The sequence below is a fragment of the Shinella sp. HY16 genome (genome assembly GCF_028534175.1).
Lineage (GTDB): Bacteria > Pseudomonadota > Alphaproteobacteria > Rhizobiales > Rhizobiaceae > Shinella.
This window is the reverse complement of the sequence record NZ_JAHYXL010000001.1, coordinates 2,190,286-2,207,401: the sequence shown is the minus strand read 5'-3', so window position 1 is coordinate 2,207,401 and position 17,116 is coordinate 2,190,286. Positions and strand designations below refer to the sequence as shown.

The window sequence follows — 17,116 nt, the reverse complement described above, 5'->3', positions numbered from 1 at the left end:
CGTGGTTGAGCTTCCATAAGGCGCTCCATTCACTCAATGGAGACCCTGATGACGGACCAGCTGCTCTTTCGAAATGTGATGAGGATCAAGACCGGGCGCTTGCAACCCTTCTGCGCGGCCGTGCGTGCCGCGGTCGATTTCGTGGAGAAGAACGCGCCACAGCTGATGGTGCGGGCGTTCATCGACGAGGCGGAGATGCGGGCGGTCAGCTACCAGCTCTATCGCAATTCGGCGGATGTCCTGCATCACTGGGAAATGTCGGATGCGCATATCCAGCGCGTTTCCGAGCACTGCACCGTGGAGCGGCTGGAAGTCTACGGCAATCCGAGCGATGAGGTGGTGCGGGGCCTTTCGCTGTTCCTGGAGGACGGGCGCGGTGTGATCATGCCGTCTCTCACCGGATTTTCGCGCTTTTGAAAGCTCTCACGCCCGATCGGCGACGAAGCGGGCGAGCCAGGGGCCGAACAGGGTCACCAGGATGAGCCGGGCTGTCTGCAGCGCCATGACGAAGGCGACGTCGACATTGCTGGAGGCGGCGATGACGGCGATGGAATCAAGTCCGCCGGGGCTGGTCGAGAGATAGGCCGTCAGCGGGTCGATGCCGAGCACGAGGACCAGCAGGCCGGCAAGCAGGCCTGAAAAACTGATCAGCGCGACGATGGAGAGCACGGTGGGCAGAAGCGCCCGGCGCGCATGCAGGAGAATGGCGCGGGTGAAGCCGAGGCCGATGTTCCAGCCGAGCAGTGTGAAAGCGATGACGAGCAGCCATTGCGGCAGTTCGATCTTGACGGTGCCCGATGCATTGAGCACGGCGGCAAGCGCGAAGGGCACCAGGAAGGCGCCGGCCGGGATGCGCAGCTTCTGGCCGGCGAGGCCGCAGACGATGCCGACTGCCAGCATGGAAACGAGTGGCGGCAGCGGAACCGGCTCGAACCAGGCATGCGGCGGTACTGCCACCCCGTCGTGCCCGCCGAAATGGGCGACGAGCGTAGCAAGGCTGGCGACGAAGACGACGCGCAGATATTGCATGAAGGCGACAAGCCGGGCATCGGCACCATAGGCTTCCGCCATCATCATCATGGTCGAGGCGGCGCCGGCCGAAGACCCCCAGATCGCCGTCGTGCCGGGCAGGATGCCGGTGCGGGTGATCAGCCAGCCGCACAACGTGCTGACGCTGATGACGGAGGCCACGACGAGCAGCATGAGCGGCCAGTTCCGCTGGAAGGTGCCGAGGAAATCCTCGGAGACGGTGGTGGCGATCATCAGCGCCAGAACGACCTGGACGACAAAGAAGAAGATGCGCGGCAGGCGGATCGTTCCCCCGCCCAGCGCCACGGCGATGCCGGCCAGCATCGGCCCGATCAGGAGGGCAGCCGGAAAGCCGCCGAGTTCCAGCGGCACCGTTGTCACAACCGAGAGGGCGCCGACCGCGAGCCATTGCAGGGCGGCGGGCAGTTTGCCGAACCCCATAGGCGGGACGGTGCTCTTTGCGGGAGGAGAGGCGCGGGACAAGCATTGCTCCGGAAAATTGGGCTCTCAATAGCGCGGCAGGGCGCCTGCGAACAGGGGGAAATCGCCGAAGGGGCGTTTCCTGCCGCCGTATCGTGAAACAGCCATGTCCCCCTTGCTTCGCAGCGCCGAATCCTGCCAAGTCCGGACATGGAATTTGCACCCCAACAGGATGAAGCGCTGAAGGCCGTCGCGCGATGGCTGAAGGACGGGCGCGAACCGTTGTTCCGCCTGTTCGGTTATGCCGGCACGGGCAAGACGACGCTGGCGCGCCACTTTGCGGAAAATGTCGACGGCGAGGTGCTGTTCGCCGCCTTCACCGGCAAGGCGGCCCAGGTGCTGCGCTCCAAGGGCGCGAGCAATGCCAAGACGATCCATTCGCTGATCTACCGTCCGCGCGGCGAGGAAGAGGTATCGGACGAAGAGACGGGCAAGACCTCGATCGCGCCGATGTTCTCCATCAACCGCCAGAGCCCGGTGGCCAAGGCCGCCCTTGTGGTTGTCGATGAATGCTCGATGGTGGACGAGGCGCTCGGCAAGGACCTGATGAGTTTCGGCACGCCGATCCTCGTGCTCGGTGATCCCGGCCAGCTGCCGCCAGTGTCCGGCGGCGGCTACTTCACCAACCAGGAGCCGGACTACCTTCTGACGGATATCCACCGGCAAGCGCGCGACAATCCGATCATCCAGCTCGCCATGCAGGTGCGCGAGGGCCGGGAGATCGACTTTGGCGACTATGGTGCTGCGCGCGTCATCGGCCGCAACGAGGTGGACCAGTCGCTCGTGCTCGATGCCGATCAGGTGCTCGTCGGCACGAACCGCACGCGGCGGCGCTACAATCAGCGCCTGCGTGAACTGAAGGGGTTCACCACCGACTATCCGCAATCGGGCGACAAGCTAGTCTGCCTGCGCAATGACCCGGCTAAGGGCCTGCTCAACGGCTCGCTCTGGCAGGTGATGAGTTCGTCCAAGGAGACGGTGAAGCCCGGCATCAACCTGATGATCCGGCCGGAAGACGACGACATGGATCGCGGCGCGGCCAAGATCAAGCTTTTGAAGGCTGCCTTCGAGAATCTCGACGAGGAGATTCCGTGGTCGACCCGCAAGCGCTATGACGAATTCGATTTCGGTTATGCGCTGACCGTGCACAAGGCGCAGGGCTCGCAGTGGAACAATGTCGTTCTGTTCGATGAAAGTTACGCTTTCCGCGACACGCGCGAACGCTGGCTCTACACTGCCATTACGCGCGCCGCAGAAACGCTTACCATCGTGCGATAGATAGGACCCGCACGGCGGACCGCTCTTCAGGAAGCGGATGGAAGGGGCCGGTCGTCATGTCCGGCCCGTCTCATCGGTCTCAGTGACCGACGATGCCGAGCATGACCGCCTTGGCGACGGCCTGGAAACGGTTGTTGCTGTCGAACTTCGTGATGATGTTCTTTTCCATCACCTGCACTTCGCCGGGCTCGATTTCGAGAGCGCGGGCGATGCGGCTCGTCGGATAGCCTTCCGCCATCAGGGCGAGGCAGCGATGCTCGGCGGGTGTCAGATGGGCGCTGGGCGTGTTGTCGTTCGTCTCCGGCTCGTGGGAGGAGCTGAAGTCGAGCAGTTCGTTGATCTGCTGCATCTGCCGGCGGATCGTCGATTGCTGCGCCACCAACTCGCGCTTGCGCGCGGTCATGGCGTTGCGGAAGATGCCATCGGCTTCTTCCTGGTTTTCGGCAGCGGAAAGGCGCTCCAGCAGCTCCTGGATCACTGCGACGGGCATACCCGTCTCGCGGCAGGTGTTGACCACCGCCATCTGCTGGATTTCATCCGGGCCGTAGACCCGCATGGGGCCGACGCGGGCCGCGGTCAAAAGGCCCTTCTCCTCGTAGAAATGCAGCGTGCGGTGGGTCACGCCGAAGGCGTTGGCCATGTCCGCTATCGCAAGGCGCCCGTCGGGCAGGTTCTCCGGCAAGGGCGCGACCGGCAGAAAACGGATGGATCTGCGCGCGCCCTGCCGGCTGTCGGCTTTCTTCGACTCGTTGGTCATCATGAAAGCAGCTCGCAAACAAGTAGATTGGTCATGTGCTTAACCCCCGGTCGCCGGCCCGTGACCAGCTTCACTGTGAAGGCTGGGTGACAAGCCGGCTGACTATGCCCTTCATCGTTTCGCCGACTGTGCATGCCGATGAAACTGTATACGATCGTGCAAGGATTCTGAATCCCATATGCGACTCAATTGTGCAGGATTCTGAATCCGAGCGGCACACATTACCAATCCGCCCTGCATCGTAAAATAAACCCCCGGGGGGCATGTGCCTATCGTTATATCTAGGGATGTATTTTCTGGTGACGCCTCTCGGTTGGGTGCGGCAGATTCAACGCGTCAAGGTGGTGAAGGGGCTTTGCGTCGGCGACACGCCGGCAAGCGCCGCAGGCAGCAGATTGCAGGCGGCGGGCTCATCGGCAACGGGTGTTCCGTGCGGCGGGCCCTGTTCCACCTTCGCGAGACATTCCATGAGGTTGCTGGCCACGCCGATGCGCATGGCGTGGCGATAGAGCGGTCCGGCGGCCGTAAGGGTGCGGGCGGTGAAAGTGACCGCTTCATAGGCGATGCCGCCCTCGCTGCGCAGCTGTTCGCGCGAGAAGTGGCGTGTGAAGACCGTGGTGCCTGACGGTTCGTGGATCAACCGGGCATAGATGCCTTGGCCGTTCGGCCGGTTCTCGATGCGGATGGCATAGGACAGCGCGTGCGGTTCTTCCTCCTTGTGCGAACCGACGAGATGCACGGTTCTGTGGTAGCCGGCCGCTCCGGCAATGGCGCGGGCCAGCGCATTGCACTCGCCGCCCGATGGCCAGCATTGCAGGATGTCGAGGCTCGGCAGCGCCTGGACGCGTCCTGCAAGCTTGTTCTGCACCGACAGCATAAGCTGCGCCTTGGCGATCGCCACACTGGACGTGTCCGGATAGATCGAGGGCGCCAGGAAAAAGAGCGGCAGCAACGAGAGCAGGGCGAGCGGCGAGGAGATCGGCGCGGGAAGCCAGGAACGACGGGTGTCCGGCGTGTGCCGGGGTGTCCGCGTGACGGAGGGCAGCAGGTTCCGGGCTTCGTCCGCGGCCTCCGGCTTCTCGACGGCGGCGCTGTATTCCGGGACGTAGCTGCCGAGGGGAACGCGGATGCGCAGGCGGTCTCCAGCGCCCTCCGTTTCGTAATACTGCTCCAGCAGTTTTCGCAGCTTGCCGGCCTGGACGCGTACGAGCGGATCGTTGCCGGCATCGAAACCCGGCGGCCGTCCAAAAACGTCGATGCCGATGCTGTAGCCCTTCAGCTGGGCTGCTTTGCCGGAGAGTTCGTTCTCGACGATATAGGAAAGAAACGAGCGCAGCCGCTCGGACCGGGAGAATGCTTCGCTCGCGATGATGGCATCCAGCGCGCGCCGCACACGCTCGCACGCCGGCCTGTCGGTCCTGCTCATGGTGTCGCCACAGAGGAGACCATCGCTGCTGCCCGATTTCCTTTCCGTTCCCCAAGACGGGACGCCGCACACGGCATCCCCCAAAAATCACGGGGATTCTACCGGTGATTCTTGCGCAACGGCAAGGGGGCATGCACAGGCCCCCGCCACAAAGCCGCAAGACTGCGGTGCGCCTGGCCTTCGAGGCGATTGCCCTTGTGGAAACAACAGGCTAGACCTTGTGCCCAGCAAGAGGAGTTTGTGTCGCCATGCCTGCGAAACTGTCGGTCAATCTCAACGCCATTGCCATGCTGCGCAACCGTCGGGACCTACCCTGGCCGAGCGTCACCGGCCTTGGCCGGATCGCCCTTCAGGCAGGCGCAAGCGGCCTCACCGTGCACCCCCGGCCAGACCAGCGCCATATCCGCTTTTCCGATCTGGCGCCGATCCGAAGCCTCATCGACACCGAGTTTTCCGGTGCCGAGTTCAACATCGAGGGGTTTCCGGAAGAGAGCTTCATGCAGCTCGTCGAGGAGCACCGCCCCGAGCAGGTGACGCTCGTGCCGGATGATCCCTCCCAGGCGACCTCCGATCATGGCTGGGATTTCCGCAAGAATCATAATCTTCTGGGCAACATCGTCGGCCGGCTGAAGAAGCTCGGCCTGCGTGTCTCCGTCTTTGCCGACGGCGATCCGGACCGCGAGGCGCTGACCATCGCGAAGGAGGTCGGTGCGGATCGGATCGAGCTCTATACCGGCCCCTATGGCGGCTGCTACGACAACCCGGCCGAGGCAGTGCGGATTGCCGAACTGCTCGGGGAGACGGCGGATATCGCCTTCGAGCTCGGCCTCGACGTCAATGCCGGCCATGACCTGACCGTTGCCAATCTGCCGGCGCTCGTCGCGCGCATCCCGCGCCTTGCCGAAGTGTCGATCGGCCACGGCCTGACAGCGGATGCGCTGGAATACGGCATGGCGGAAACCGTCCGGCGCTTCTGCCGCGCCTGCGGCCAGGACGTCTGACAATCCGTGCGGCGCCCGTTCGAGCGCCGCACCCAAGGTTGGATCAACCGAGAAACGCAGCCTTGCTCGCGGCGACGAAGTCCTCGAAGGACGTCAGTGTGCGGCCGGAAAGCGCTTGTGCGTCTTCCGTCACCATGGCGATCTTGCCTTCACGCGTGTTGGCGTCGAAGGAGACGATGGTCGGCACGAAGCCTTCCGGCAGGCCGGCCGCCTTCAGACCCTCGGCGAGCTGGGCATCCGTGACGTGCACGACGGCAAGCGGCTTGCCGGTCGCCGCGGAAACGAGAGCGGCGATCTCCTCGGCCGTGTGCGTCTTCGTGCCGGTCAGGGTATAGGTGCGGCTCTCGCTGCCGGCCTTCAGCACGGCGCCGGCAAGGGCGGCGGCAGTATCGGCGCGGGTGATGTGGGCGATCCTGCCTGCGCCGGTCGAGGTGTACCAGGCGCCTGTCTGCAGCGCATGCGGCAGCGACATGAAGAGGTTTTCCGCATACCAGCCGTCGCGCAGGATCGTGTAGGGGATGCCGGTCGCCTTGATGGCCTCCTCGCTGCCGAGATGGTCGGGGGCGAAGGTGACGAGCGAATCGTCCGGCTGCGGCATCGACGTGTAGAGGATATGCTTCGCGCCGGCTTTCGCTGCGGCGGCGACGGCCGCCTTGTGCTGGGCGAGGCGCTTGCCGGGCGTGTCGAGCGCGTCGGTGGAGATGATGAGCACCTTGCCGGCGCCGGCGAAGGCCGCGTCGAGCGAGGCGGGATCGTCGAAATCGGCGGCGCGCACGGTGACGCCCTTGTCGGCATAGGAGGCGAGCTTCGCAACGTCGCGGGTCGTGGCGATGATGTTGGCGGGCGCAAGCTTGCCGGAGGCGAGAAGCGTGTCGATGACGAGGCGGCCGAGCTGGCCGGAAGCGCCGGTAACGAGAACTGTGTCGGTCATGTCTTTGCCTTTCTGGGGCCTTGCGGCCGGTCCTGCAGGCGTGGCGGGGAGACGCCCGGGACCTGCTGTGTGTTGCTCTCTTATTGAGACTTGCTCTTATCTGGTAATCTGTTAGGAGCTGTAAAGAAGGCAGTTTTTTATGCGGTGGTTACCTGGAGGGAACCGGCTATGAACAAGATCGTCGATCGCGCAGAGGGCGAGCGCGTGTTTCTGATCGATGGTGTTGCAATGTCGATGGACGATTGTCCGGTGCGCGACGTGCTGGACAGTGTCGGCGGCAAGTGGACGTCGCTGATGGTTCTCGGCCTTGCCGACGGGCCGCGCCGCTTTTCGCAGCTGCGCCGCCTCATTCCCGATATTTCGCAGCGCATGCTGACCCAGACGCTGCGCGATCTGCAGCGCGACGGTTATCTCACCCGCACCGTCTATCCCACCCAGCCGCCGAGCGTCGAATATTGCCTGACGCCGCTCGGCCATTCCTTCCTTGCGCTTCTGCGCTCCCTCGTGCAGTGGTCTACCGAGAACCACGCCGCGATCCGGACCGCCCGACAGGCCTACGACGCGGCTCAGGACTGACGCTTCGGCCGCTGCGCCGGACGTTGCATGCGGGAAAAGGGCCATGAAGCCACTCGATATCGGTATCGCCGGCGCCGGGCCCGCAGGGCTTGCGGCGGCGCTGTTTCTGGCGCGGGCGGGCCACCGGGTGGAACTGATCGAGCGCTTCGAGCAGCCGTCGCCCGTCGGTTCCGGCCTTCTGATGCAGCCGACCGGGCTCACCGTGCTCGATGCGCTCGGCCTTTCCCCGACCATTCATGCGCTGGGCAACCGCATCGACCGGCTGCACGGTGCCGATGCGCGGAGCGGCCGCACGGTGCTCGATGTGCGCTATGATGCGCTGGCCGGCGGCCGCTATGGCCTTGCGGTGCACCGGGCGGCACTCTTTACGACGCTGCATGATGCGGTGACAGCAGCAGGCCTGCCGGTCCGCACCGGCATCACGCTTGCCAAGGCCGAGACGCGGCAGGCCCGTACCGCCCTGCACGACCCCGAGGGCGAGATCGTCGGCGACTATGATCTGGTGATCGACGCGACGGGCGCCCGTTCGCAGCTTGCCGCTGCGTCCGTCGTGGCGCCCGATGTGCGCGAACTGCCCTGGGGTGCCTTCTGGGCGACGCTCGATTGTGACGGCATCCCGCATGATGCTCAGGCCCTCGCGCAGCGCTATGACGCGGCCAGGGTGATGATCGGCGTGCTGCCGGTCGGGCGGGGGCACGCGGGCGAGGGGCGCAAGGTCGCCTTCTTCTGGAGCCTGAAGGTGGCCGATGCGGACGCGGTGCAGCAGGCCGGTCTTGCCCGCTGGAAGGCGCGCATCCTCGATTACTGGCCGCAGACCGCGCCCTTCCTCGACCAGATCACGGACTGGGACCAGCTGACGCTCGCCCGCTATGCCCACCGCACCACGCTGCCGCCCGTGGCCGACGGCATCGCCTTCATCGGCGACAGCGCTCATTCGACCAGCCCGCAGCTCGGGCAGGGGGCGAACATGGCGCTGCTCGATGCGGCGGCGCTGGCGCATGCCCTGTCTACGGCCGCCTCCGTGGAGGAGGGGCTGGCGGCCTACGCGGCTGCCCGGCGCAACCATGTGCGGCTGTTCCAGCTGCTCTCCTACGTGTTCACGCCCTTCTATCAGTCGGATTCCCGGGCGATCGCCTGGCTGCGCGACCGGCTGGTGGCGACGGTCGCGAAAATACCGCCGGCACCGCAGCTCCTTGCGGCCATCGTTTCCGGCACGCTCGCCGACCCCTTCACACGGGCCGGGCTTCAGGAATGCCGCTGGCTGGAGCGCGCGTTGCAGGAGGCGTGACCAGCTCCTGCCAGCCGGCAAGGTCGAGCGCCCAGGTCTGCCCCATGAGATCCTGGCCAAAGCTGTGGTGTGGCTCCTCGTTCTCCAGCGTGAAACCGGCCGTCTGATAGATGCGGCGGGCGGCGGTCAGAATGTCGTTCGTCCAGAGCTCCAGCCGCCTGTAGCCGGCGCCCTGCGCAAAACGGATGCAATCCGTCACCAGTCGTGTGCCAAGTCCGTGGCCGCGCGCCGCCCCGTCGACATGCAGCAGGCGCAGCTTGGCCGTCGTTTCGCTCGCCTTCACCAGGAAGACGCTGCCGACGAGGGCGCCATCCCGCTCGGCGATCCAGCAATGTTCAAAGGCCGGGTCGAAATCGCGCAGGAACTTCGCGCAGATCTCGGCGACCAGCGCCTCGTACTCCTCGTTCCAGCCATAGGTCTCGGTATAGCTCTGCGCCTGGCTGGCAATCACCCTGCCCATATCGCCGGCCCGGTGGGGGCGGATTTCGATCGGGGCTGGAGGGTTTTTCCCGGCGAGCAGGGTCGTGACGTCACGGAGCGCCGTCGTCAACCGGCGCCGTGCGGTGGCGTCAAGCGGCGAGATCAGGGTTGCGATGCTCGCCCGCGACCGCGTGGCGAGGTCGGCTGCCACTGTCCGGCCGCTCTCTGTCAGGCTCAGCAACCGTCCGCGGCCATCGGTAGGGTCCTTGCGGATGTCGATGACACCGGTGCCGGCGAAGCTCTTCAACATGCGGCTGACATAGGCGGGGTCGAGCGACAGCTCCGTCGTCAGCTGCGAGGCGGAGGTAGCGCCGCCATTGGCGAGCTCGTAGATGACGCGCGCTTCGGTCAGCGTATAGGGCGTGTCGAGATAGGCGCGGTCGAGCACGCCGATACGGTTCGTATAGAAGCGGTTGAAAGCGCGGACCGCTTCGATCGTGTCCGCACCGGCTTCCTCATGGATAACAGCCGTCATGATGATCTCCTTCGATCACCATCGTTGCTATTTATTTGACTCAGTCAAGTAATTTGTGTGGTCGCCTGGGAGAGCTGGAGAGCAGATGCAAAAAAGGCCGGATTGCTCCGGCCTTTCCAATTCCAATGCTGTAGCGGCCTATCAGGCTGCGACGAGCTGGTCAGCCGACATCTTGCCGGACTTGCGGTCGCGGATCAGCTCGAAGCTGACCTTCTGACCTTCGTTGAGCGCTGCGAGGCCAGCGCGCTGAACGGCGGAGATGTGGACGAAAACGTCCGGCTCACCGCTGTCCTGCTGAATGAAGCCGTAACCCTTGGTCGTGTTGAACCATTTTACGGTACCAGTTGCCATGACGAAACCTTTCCTAAGCCGTCAAATCAATCTTCGGCCGCCGGGATGGCGACCATGGGAGGTCGAATTTGAAGGGTAGGTTCGTAACTGCAGGCGCGAGCGCCTGCAAATGCAGAAGTCAACGTTCAAATCTCGATGCGAGAGAAATAGGTGGTTCGGCGTTCCGGGTCAAGATGTGTGCGGGCCGGATCGCCTATGGTTTTCATTCGGCCGCCGGCAGCGCCGTATCGTTCGAGCATTGTGAAATCGGTAGCTGCCGGAAGCTGTGAATGGCGACGATCCGGCCTTCGGAGGCGTCGGTCTCCACTTTCATGCAGGCGCAGGCATAACCGTAGTTGCCGTTGGTTCGCACATAGTCGCCGGTGGAAATGTCGGGAATCCGGTCGAAACCGGCAGGCTCGTCGCCGGCACCCTGCGTCATGAGCGTCCAGGTTCCCTCACTGTCGTCCAGCCACCAGTTGGCGGGGGTCGGGTTCTGCAGCCAGCCGCAGCGGGTCTCGGCTGCCTGGGCAAGAGGGGCGGTGGCCAGCAGGGCGAGCAGGGTGCAAAGGATCGGCTTCTTCATCGTCGCGTCCTCAATTCTTGATTTTCTTGCAATGGAACGTGTCGCCGCTGGCCTCGGAGGCCCAGTCCATCTCGCTGGCGGTGATGTTGGCTAGGCCGATGCGGTAGTCGTCGGCGAAGGTCAGCGTGTAGGCGCCGCCGTCCTGTTCGCTTTTCAGGATCGGCATCGGTCCTTCGCCGGAATCATAGGTTTCGGCGGTGAAGGTGAAGGTCGAGACCTCGCAATCCCAGGTGCCGACATAGGGCGGCTCCTCGGCGGCGTGAGCCGACAGGGTGGAGAGAAGCAGAGCTGAGGCAAGGAGACGAAGCATGGGGCGGATCCGTCGCAGGAGAGCAGGCGCAGCTATAACGCGCAGCGCCTGCCTCTTATTCGCGTGTTGATCGGCCCATGCAAGAAAAAGTCCCGCCCTTGGCGGGACCGGTGGGAATCACGCCGGACGGCGCTTGTCGACCCGGTGATGATCGAGGAAGGCGGCGATCGCGGCCTCGCCGCACAGGCGGCGTTGCTCGACAAGGGCGCCGGCCAACTGGGCGGCGTCGCCGAACGTGCTGATCTCCGCTTCGGCTGTTGCCGGATTGCGGGCGAGCGTGTCGGAAACGATGTCCACCAGGGTGCGCGGCAGGATATCGGTGCACGTGCGCATGCTTTCGAAGACGGTGCCGATGGGCACGATCTGGTCCTCGTAGATCACCATCGGTTCGGCGCGCTCGTCCTCCCAGGCGTCGAGCGCTTCAAGGGCGGCGCCGAACAGCTGTTGCAGAGTGATGGGAGCATGTCCTTCGTGAAGGTCTGGCAGGAAATTCATCATTTTCTGTCTCCTTGGCGTAAGGGCGGTTGGCGTCGTACTCCTGACTGAAAGCCTGGATGCCGGCTTGCCGATGCGCGACGCGATCGGCCCTGCTGCACCGCAGGTCTCACAAATCTTAACGAGCGGAAACGGATTGGGAAGCGAAAAATTTTGTCCTGGGCGGGCCGTTTGCTCGTTTGATGGGGAGTTATGTTTCAAATCAGCGACATAGCGGAAAGAAAATTTCGATCTCATTGTGCGTTGCAGCGATTGTTGCATGTCGCATGGCCCGGTTGAAAAGAGATTCGGCAGGGCAAATCACCCTTCTTTTCTTCTTTGTCAGAAGGCTGTTGACCTTCGGCGCGCAGATCGCTAGAAAACGCAGAACCGTACGGTACGGTACGCAATCGATCGGGTGGATATCTTGCAGGTGTTCGAGCAGGCAAAGGCGGGGGCTGCGGCCGCGGGACTGACGGAACGTCAGGGCGCGGTGCTGGAGCGTGCGCTCGGCCTGCTGGTGGAGGGTGGCGAGCGGGCGTTGACGACGGCCGGTGTCGCCCGCGCGGCGAACTGTTCGAAAGAGAGCCTCTACAAGTGGTTCGGCGATCGCGACGGGCTGATCTCGGCGATGATCACCTATCAGGCCGGCAAGGTGCGTACGGTCGAGGTGGGGGCGGGCGCCCTGACGGCCGAGACGCTGCGCACGCATCTCGTCGCCTTTGCCCGTGACCTGATCGATGTGCTCTCGGGCGATGTGTCGCTGGCGTTGAACCGTCTTGCCATCGGCCAGGCGAGCCGCGAGGGCGCCGGTCTCGGCCGCCTCCTGCAGGAGCGCGGCCGCCGGCAGATCAGCAAGCGCGCTGCGGCCCTTCTGGAGGCGGGCCGCAAGGCGAAGCTGCTTGCCTTCGACAGTGCGGACGAGGCATACGGCACGCTCTACGGCCTGATCGTCTCGGACATGCATCTGCGCATGCTGCTCGGCGAGAATGCCGCAGCGCTCAAAAAGGAATTCTCGCCGCGCGCGGAGAAGGCGGTCGATGCCTTCCTGACGCTTCATGGCGTGAAAGGATAAGCCGGCAGGCGAACCCGCCGGTTCAATGGAAACAGACTAGCTAAGGGAAGGAACCATCCATGCGCGTCTATTACGATCGTGATGCCGATCTCAACCTCATCAAGGCGAAGAACGTCGCCGTCGTCGGCTACGGCTCGCAGGGCCGTGCGCACGCCCTGAATCTCAAGGATTCCGGCGCGAAGAACCTCGTGATCGCCCTCAAGGCCGGCTCGCCGACCATCAAGAAGGCCGAAGCCGACGGCTTCAAGGTCATGACCGTCGCCGAAGCCGCAAAGTGGGCCGATCTCCTGATGATGGCGACCCCGGACGAACTCCAGGCCGACATCTACAAGGGCGAAATCGCCGGCAACATCCGTGACGGCGCCGCCATCGCCTTCGCACACGGCCTCAACGTGCATTTCGGCCTCATCGAGCCGAAGGCTTCGGTCGACGTCGTCATGATCGCGCCGAAGGGCCCGGGCCACACGGTTCGCGGCGAATACCAGAAGGGCGGCGGCGTTCCCTGCCTCGTCGCCGTTCACCAGAACGCTTCCGGTAACGCCCTCGACCTCGCGCTCTCCTACGCCTGCGGCGTTGGCGGCGGCCGTTCGGGCATCATCGAGACCAACTTCAAGGAAGAGTGCGAAACCGACCTCTTCGGCGAACAGGTCGTTCTGTGCGGTGGTCTCGTCGAGCTCATCCGCGCCGGCTTCGAAACGCTGGTCGAAGCCGGTTACGCACCGGAAATGGCCTATTTCGAGTGCCTGCACGAAGTGAAGCTGATCGTCGACCTGATCTATGAAGGCGGCATCGCCAACATGAACTACTCGATCTCCAACACGGCCGAGTGGGGCGAATACGTCACGGGCCCGCGCATCATCACCGCCGAGACCAAGGCCGAGATGAAGCGCGTCCTCGCCGACATCCAGACCGGCAAGTTCACCTCCGAGTGGATGCAGGAATGGAAGGCCGGCGGCGCCCGCTTCAAGGGTATCCGCCGCAACAACGACTCGCACCAGATCGAGGAAGTCGGCGCCAAGCTGCGCGGCATGATGCCCTGGATCGGCAAGAACAAGCTGGTCGACAAGACCGTCAACTAATCGCTTCTGCTTCAGGCAGGACGATACCGGCCGGGCGGTTTTCCGCCCGGCTTTCTATTTCAGGCACCCTGAAATAATGCAGTGCATCCTTTTCCTTCTTTGCGGCGCAGCAAGTAATAAACTTGCCACGAGGCGCGAACAGGAACAAAATACGCGCGTGTTTCGTTCCGCTGTCGGGAGGAAAATGCGATGTCCACCATCATGCAATACTTCGCCTGGTTCGATCTCTTTATCCTGAGCAGTATAGCCATGCTTATCCTGCTCGGCCTTTACAGCGACCGCGCCACCTGAGCGTTGTGTTCCGCTGAAACAGGTGCCGGGGCAGGGATGCTGCGGCCAGATTAGACCCGCGCGAAACCTCGGGTCGCGGGCATGTTCTATTGGTGCGAATATTTAGGTCAGCATTATTGACATAAATACTGCGCCGTGATGAGGTGGGTTCAAACAACAAGCCCGAGGAAACCCCTATGTTCAAATGGGAACAAGCCTTCGCGACGCGTGCGTCGCGCATGAAGGCATCCGAAATCCGTGAACTGCTGAAACTCCTGGAACGACCCGACATCATCTCGTTTGCAGGTGGCATTCCGGATCCGGCCCTGTTTCCGAAGGAAGCCTTCTCCGCCGCCTACACCGATGTGCTGGCCGGCGAGGGCGCGGCGGCGGGCCTTCAATATTCCGTCAGCGAGGGCTACAAGCCGCTGCGCGACTGGCTCGCCGGCGAGATGGGCAAGATCGGCATCACCTGTTCGGCGGAAAACGTCTTCATCGTTTCCGGTTCGCAGCAGGGCCTCGATTATCTCGGAAAGCTCTTCCTGTCGCCGAAGGACACGGCGCTTGTCACCTGGCCGACCTATCTCGGCGCGCTGCAGGCCTTCAATGCCTATGAGCCGACCTACGACCGGCTGAACCTTTCCGGCAACCGCACGCCGGAGGCCTATCGTGCGACGGCGACGGAAGCCGGCGGCCGGGTGAAGTTCGCCTATCTCTCCGCCGATTTCGCCAACCCGACCGGCGAGACGGTCGACCGGGCGGGCCGCGAAAAGCTGCTCGAGCTCGCCGAAGAGCTGGAAATCCCTGTCATCGAGGACGCCGCCTACCAGTCGCTGCGGTATGACGGCGAGGCCATCCCGCCGATCCTGGCGCTGGAAATCGACCGCAAGGGCAGCATCGATGCGGCGCGTACCATCTATTGCGGCAGCTTCTCCAAGACGCTCGCGCCTGGCCTGCGCGTCGGCTACATCGTCGCCGCAGCTCCCGTCATCCGCAAGCTCGTTCTGATGAAGCAGGCGGCCGACCTGCATTCCTCGACCATCAACCAGATGGCCATCGCCCACGTCGCCGAGCGCGGTTTCGATGCACAGGTTGCGAAGATCAAGGCGGCCTATAGCGCGCGCCGCAACGCCATGCTCGCTGCCCTGCAGAAATACATGCCCGAGGGCGTCACCTGGACGAAGCCGGAAGGCGGCATGTTCGTCTGGGTCACGCTGCCGGCCGGCATGGACGGCGCTAAGCTGCTCGCCCGTTCCATCGAGACGGAGAAGGTCGCCTTCGTGCCCGGTCAGGCCTTCCATGCAGATGGCAGCGGCGCGAACACGCTGCGTCTCAGTTTCTCCTGTGCCGACGCTGCGACCATCGAGGAAGGTATTTCCCGCCTCGGCCGGTTGCTCGCCAGCGAGCGGCTTGCGGCCTGATCCGCTTCGGATGCGGTAGGGTTTGCCCCTCACCCTAACCCTCTCCCGGTAAACGGGGAGAGGGGACGTGGTCCATGAACCGGTCATTGGTTTGGGAAGCCGGCACTCCATATCCCTTCGCCCCGCTTGCGGGGAGAAGGTGGCCGGAAGGCCGGATGAGGGGCCTATTCCTCCAGGCAGGCCAGCGCCGATTCGAACACCAGATCCGGCAAGACCCCGAACGTATAGGGCGCATGCACGCGCTCCCATTTCTGGTGATAGTCCCGTCCCCACGGGCCGATATTGACCGTCGGGAAGGTGATCAGGCCGTCCGGCGCATCGTCGGTAAAGGCCGCCGATGGCGTGTTGGCGGCGAGCAGGCCGGTTTCGCCGGCCTCCGGCCGATGGCCGAAGAAGCTCATGTCGGAAATGCCGGCAAAGATCTGCTTGAACTTGATCGAGGTGCCGTGCCGCGCTGCGGCCTCCTCCATCACCGGCTGAAGCCGGGCCTGCATCCGGCGGCCGGCCTCGGACTGGTCGAGATGCACCAGCGGATAATGCAGGCTGCCGAAGCCGATGATCACCGCCGGGCCCTCGATGCCGGCCTCGGTCACTGCTGCCGACACGATCTCGCGGCTGACCTTCAGGGGATCGGTGCTGCCGGCAAGCGAGGCGTCGAGGGCTTTCAGCCGGGCGAGCGCCGCACTGCCGCCGCGCGCCGTCACCCGCTCCTGCAGTTCGGCATAGTCGAGCACGAGGCCGTCGGTCCTGCCCGCGTCGCGCCCGCGATAGCGCGCCGCGTGGGCGTCCTGCGTGCGAAGCGCGATCTCCAGCGCGCCGGAAACGAGTGTCCGGAAGTCGCCGATGATGTCGCGGGCGCTGCGCCGGTGGGTCAGCCAGTTGAAGGAGAGCCAGACGCGGTCCGGCGTCGTGACGTCGTAGCCGTCGCGGATGTCGCGCGCCTCGAGGCAGACGGGTGGCGGCGAGCGCTCGCCGAAGGCCTCGTCGCTGAGTTCCGGCACGGTGTCCATGGCGCGCACGATCTCGGCGCTGATGCGGTGGGCGCTCGCGCCGTTGAACGGATAGCCGGCATGGGTCGGCCGGCCGATGACGAAGGCGAAGGGCGCGAACTTGCCGATCGAACCGAGATAGACCGCGCGGCCCTCCTCGCCGTCGCGCTCGCAGCTCGAGGCATCGAGATTGATGCCGCCGACGATATCGAGGTCGAAGCGCCTGCTGATCTCCGGCAGCGCGTTGCGCAGGCTGCGCATGCCGCGTGAACGGTTCTCCTCGTCGGGCGTCGCGACGAAGAGAATGTTGCCTTCCTTGATCTCCAATCCGGCAAAGCGCTCCAGCGCTGCGATGCCGGCGGCAAGGCCGCTTTTCATGTCGAGCAGGCCGCGCCCGGCGATAAAATCGCCGCTTTTGAAATCCTTCAGCGCCTTGGTTTCCGCGGCATTCAGCGGCCGGCTTTCGAGTTCCTTCACCAGCGCCTCGGTCAGCGGCTCGGGATCGCAGGCGAGCGGCGCGAGCGTGCCGTAATTGGCGATCGAGACCGTATCGAAATGGCCGGCGAGCACCACCGTGCGCCGCCCGCTGCCGCGCACCAGTGCGCCGACGCTTCGCGTCAGCGGTTCGCCATGGCTATCCACCGTGAAAAGTTGCTCCGGGTGGCGGCTGAAATAGGGTGTTTCGGCAAGATGCGCCTGCAACTTCTGCGAAAAATCCGCCTCGTCCGGCGAACCCGTCACGCTCGGCCAGCGGGTCATCAGAAGCGAGAGCGCGCGGGTTCGCTCGGTTGCGATGGCATGTGCGGTGTCGTTTGTCATGGGACCTGCCGAAAGCGGTTGCATTGAAGGAAGCACAAGGCT

At 64.2% G+C, this 17,116-nt stretch carries 18 protein-coding genes; 8 read left to right on the top strand and 10 right to left on the bottom strand.

Annotated elements, in window-relative coordinates:
* Window positions 1-48: 48 nt before the first annotated feature.
* Entirely contained in the window at window positions 49-417 is a 369-nt protein-coding gene (locus K0P03_RS11120; protein WP_050744590.1) for a hypothetical protein, read from the top strand.
* 6 nt (window positions 418-423) lie between these two features.
* Here the strand turns inward: K0P03_RS11120 and K0P03_RS11115 are convergent, their stop codons facing one another.
* Window positions 424-1,470, bottom strand: coding sequence for an AbrB family transcriptional regulator (locus K0P03_RS11115; RefSeq protein WP_272789606.1), 1,047 nt, complete (start codon window positions 1,468-1,470; stop codon window positions 424-426).
* Between the two features lie 189 nt (window positions 1,471-1,659).
* Between K0P03_RS11115 and K0P03_RS11110 the strand changes: the two genes are divergently transcribed.
* Window positions 1,660-2,787, top strand: a complete 1,128-nt coding sequence (locus tag K0P03_RS11110) for an ATP-dependent DNA helicase (RefSeq protein ID WP_023513703.1) — start codon at window positions 1,660-1,662, stop codon at window positions 2,785-2,787.
* Between the two features lie 79 nt (window positions 2,788-2,866).
* Here the strand turns inward: K0P03_RS11110 and K0P03_RS11105 are convergent, their stop codons facing one another.
* Both K0P03_RS11105 and K0P03_RS11100 read right to left on the bottom strand, forming a co-directional pair.
* Window positions 2,867-3,544, bottom strand: coding sequence for a MerR family transcriptional regulator (locus tag K0P03_RS11105; RefSeq protein ID WP_050744608.1), 678 nt, complete (start codon window positions 3,542-3,544; stop codon window positions 2,867-2,869).
* A gap of 328 nt (window positions 3,545-3,872) precedes the next feature.
* Window positions 3,873-4,970, bottom strand: coding sequence for a hypothetical protein (locus K0P03_RS11100; RefSeq protein ID WP_272789605.1), 1,098 nt, complete (start codon window positions 4,968-4,970; stop codon window positions 3,873-3,875).
* 248 nt (window positions 4,971-5,218) lie between these two features.
* On the opposite strand from K0P03_RS11100, the gene K0P03_RS11095 reads away from it, so the two are divergent.
* The gene (locus tag K0P03_RS11095) at window positions 5,219-5,971 is read left to right on the top strand and encodes a pyridoxine 5'-phosphate synthase (RefSeq protein ID WP_023513502.1); all 753 of its coding nucleotides are present in this window, start codon (window positions 5,219-5,221) and stop codon (window positions 5,969-5,971) included.
* A 43-nt stretch (window positions 5,972-6,014) separates the two neighbouring features.
* On the opposite strand, the gene K0P03_RS11090 is transcribed toward K0P03_RS11095, so the two are convergent.
* Window positions 6,015-6,902 (bottom strand): NmrA family NAD(P)-binding protein, encoded by an 888-nt coding sequence (locus K0P03_RS11090; protein WP_023513501.1) that lies wholly within the window; start codon window positions 6,900-6,902, stop codon window positions 6,015-6,017.
* Window positions 6,903-7,070: 168 nt separating this feature from the next.
* On the opposite strand from K0P03_RS11090, the gene K0P03_RS11085 reads away from it, so the two are divergent.
* Both K0P03_RS11085 and K0P03_RS11080 read left to right on the top strand, forming a co-directional pair.
* Window positions 7,071-7,478, top strand: a complete 408-nt coding sequence (locus K0P03_RS11085) for a winged helix-turn-helix transcriptional regulator (protein ID WP_023516662.1) — start codon at window positions 7,071-7,073, stop codon at window positions 7,476-7,478.
* A 43-nt stretch (window positions 7,479-7,521) separates the two neighbouring features.
* Window positions 7,522-8,766 (top strand): FAD-dependent oxidoreductase, encoded by a 1,245-nt coding sequence (locus tag K0P03_RS11080; protein WP_023516661.1) that lies wholly within the window; start codon window positions 7,522-7,524, stop codon window positions 8,764-8,766.
* On the opposite strand, the gene K0P03_RS11075 is transcribed toward K0P03_RS11080, so the two are convergent.
* The 5 genes from K0P03_RS11075 to K0P03_RS11055 form a co-directional block, all read right to left on the bottom strand.
* A complete protein-coding gene (locus tag K0P03_RS11075; RefSeq protein ID WP_023516161.1) occupies window positions 8,708-9,721 on the bottom strand; it encodes a bifunctional helix-turn-helix transcriptional regulator/GNAT family N-acetyltransferase in 1,014 nt (337 codons plus the stop codon). The two genes, K0P03_RS11080 and K0P03_RS11075, sit on opposite strands and share 59 nt — an antisense overlap.
* A 141-nt stretch (window positions 9,722-9,862) precedes the next feature.
* Window positions 9,863-10,072 carry a cold-shock protein gene (locus tag K0P03_RS11070; protein WP_024270543.1) on the bottom strand — a complete coding sequence of 70 codons (210 nt, stop codon included), beginning with the start codon at window positions 10,070-10,072 and terminating at the stop codon, window positions 9,863-9,865.
* Between the two features lie 202 nt (window positions 10,073-10,274).
* Window positions 10,275-10,637, bottom strand: a complete 363-nt coding sequence (locus tag K0P03_RS11065; protein ID WP_023514553.1) for a DUF4087 domain-containing protein — start codon at window positions 10,635-10,637, stop codon at window positions 10,275-10,277.
* 10 nt (window positions 10,638-10,647) lie between these two features.
* A complete protein-coding gene (locus tag K0P03_RS11060; protein ID WP_023514552.1) occupies window positions 10,648-10,947 on the bottom strand; it encodes a hypothetical protein in 300 nt (99 codons plus the stop codon).
* A 117-nt stretch (window positions 10,948-11,064) separates the two neighbouring features.
* Entirely contained in the window at window positions 11,065-11,445 is a 381-nt protein-coding gene (locus K0P03_RS11055; RefSeq protein WP_050743369.1) for a hypothetical protein, read from the bottom strand.
* Window positions 11,446-11,854: 409 nt separating this feature from the next.
* Here K0P03_RS11055 and K0P03_RS11050 point away from each other — a divergent pair, with 409 nt between their 5' ends.
* The 3 genes from K0P03_RS11050 (at window position 11,855) to K0P03_RS11040 (ending at window position 15,266) form a co-directional block, all read left to right on the top strand.
* Entirely contained in the window at window positions 11,855-12,496 is a 642-nt protein-coding gene (locus tag K0P03_RS11050; protein ID WP_023515599.1) for a TetR/AcrR family transcriptional regulator, read from the top strand.
* Between the two features lie 59 nt (window positions 12,497-12,555).
* A complete protein-coding gene (gene ilvC, locus K0P03_RS11045; protein WP_023515598.1) occupies window positions 12,556-13,575 on the top strand; it encodes a ketol-acid reductoisomerase in 1,020 nt (339 codons plus the stop codon).
* Window positions 13,576-14,042: 467 nt separating this feature from the next.
* Window positions 14,043-15,266, top strand: coding sequence for an aminotransferase-like domain-containing protein (locus K0P03_RS11040; RefSeq protein ID WP_130515429.1), 1,224 nt, complete (start codon window positions 14,043-14,045; stop codon window positions 15,264-15,266).
* Between the two features lie 164 nt (window positions 15,267-15,430).
* On the opposite strand, the gene K0P03_RS11035 is transcribed toward K0P03_RS11040, so the two are convergent.
* Window positions 15,431-17,074, bottom strand: coding sequence for a M20/M25/M40 family metallo-hydrolase (locus K0P03_RS11035; RefSeq protein ID WP_272789604.1), 1,644 nt, complete (start codon window positions 17,072-17,074; stop codon window positions 15,431-15,433).
* Window positions 17,075-17,116 lie beyond the last annotated feature (42 nt).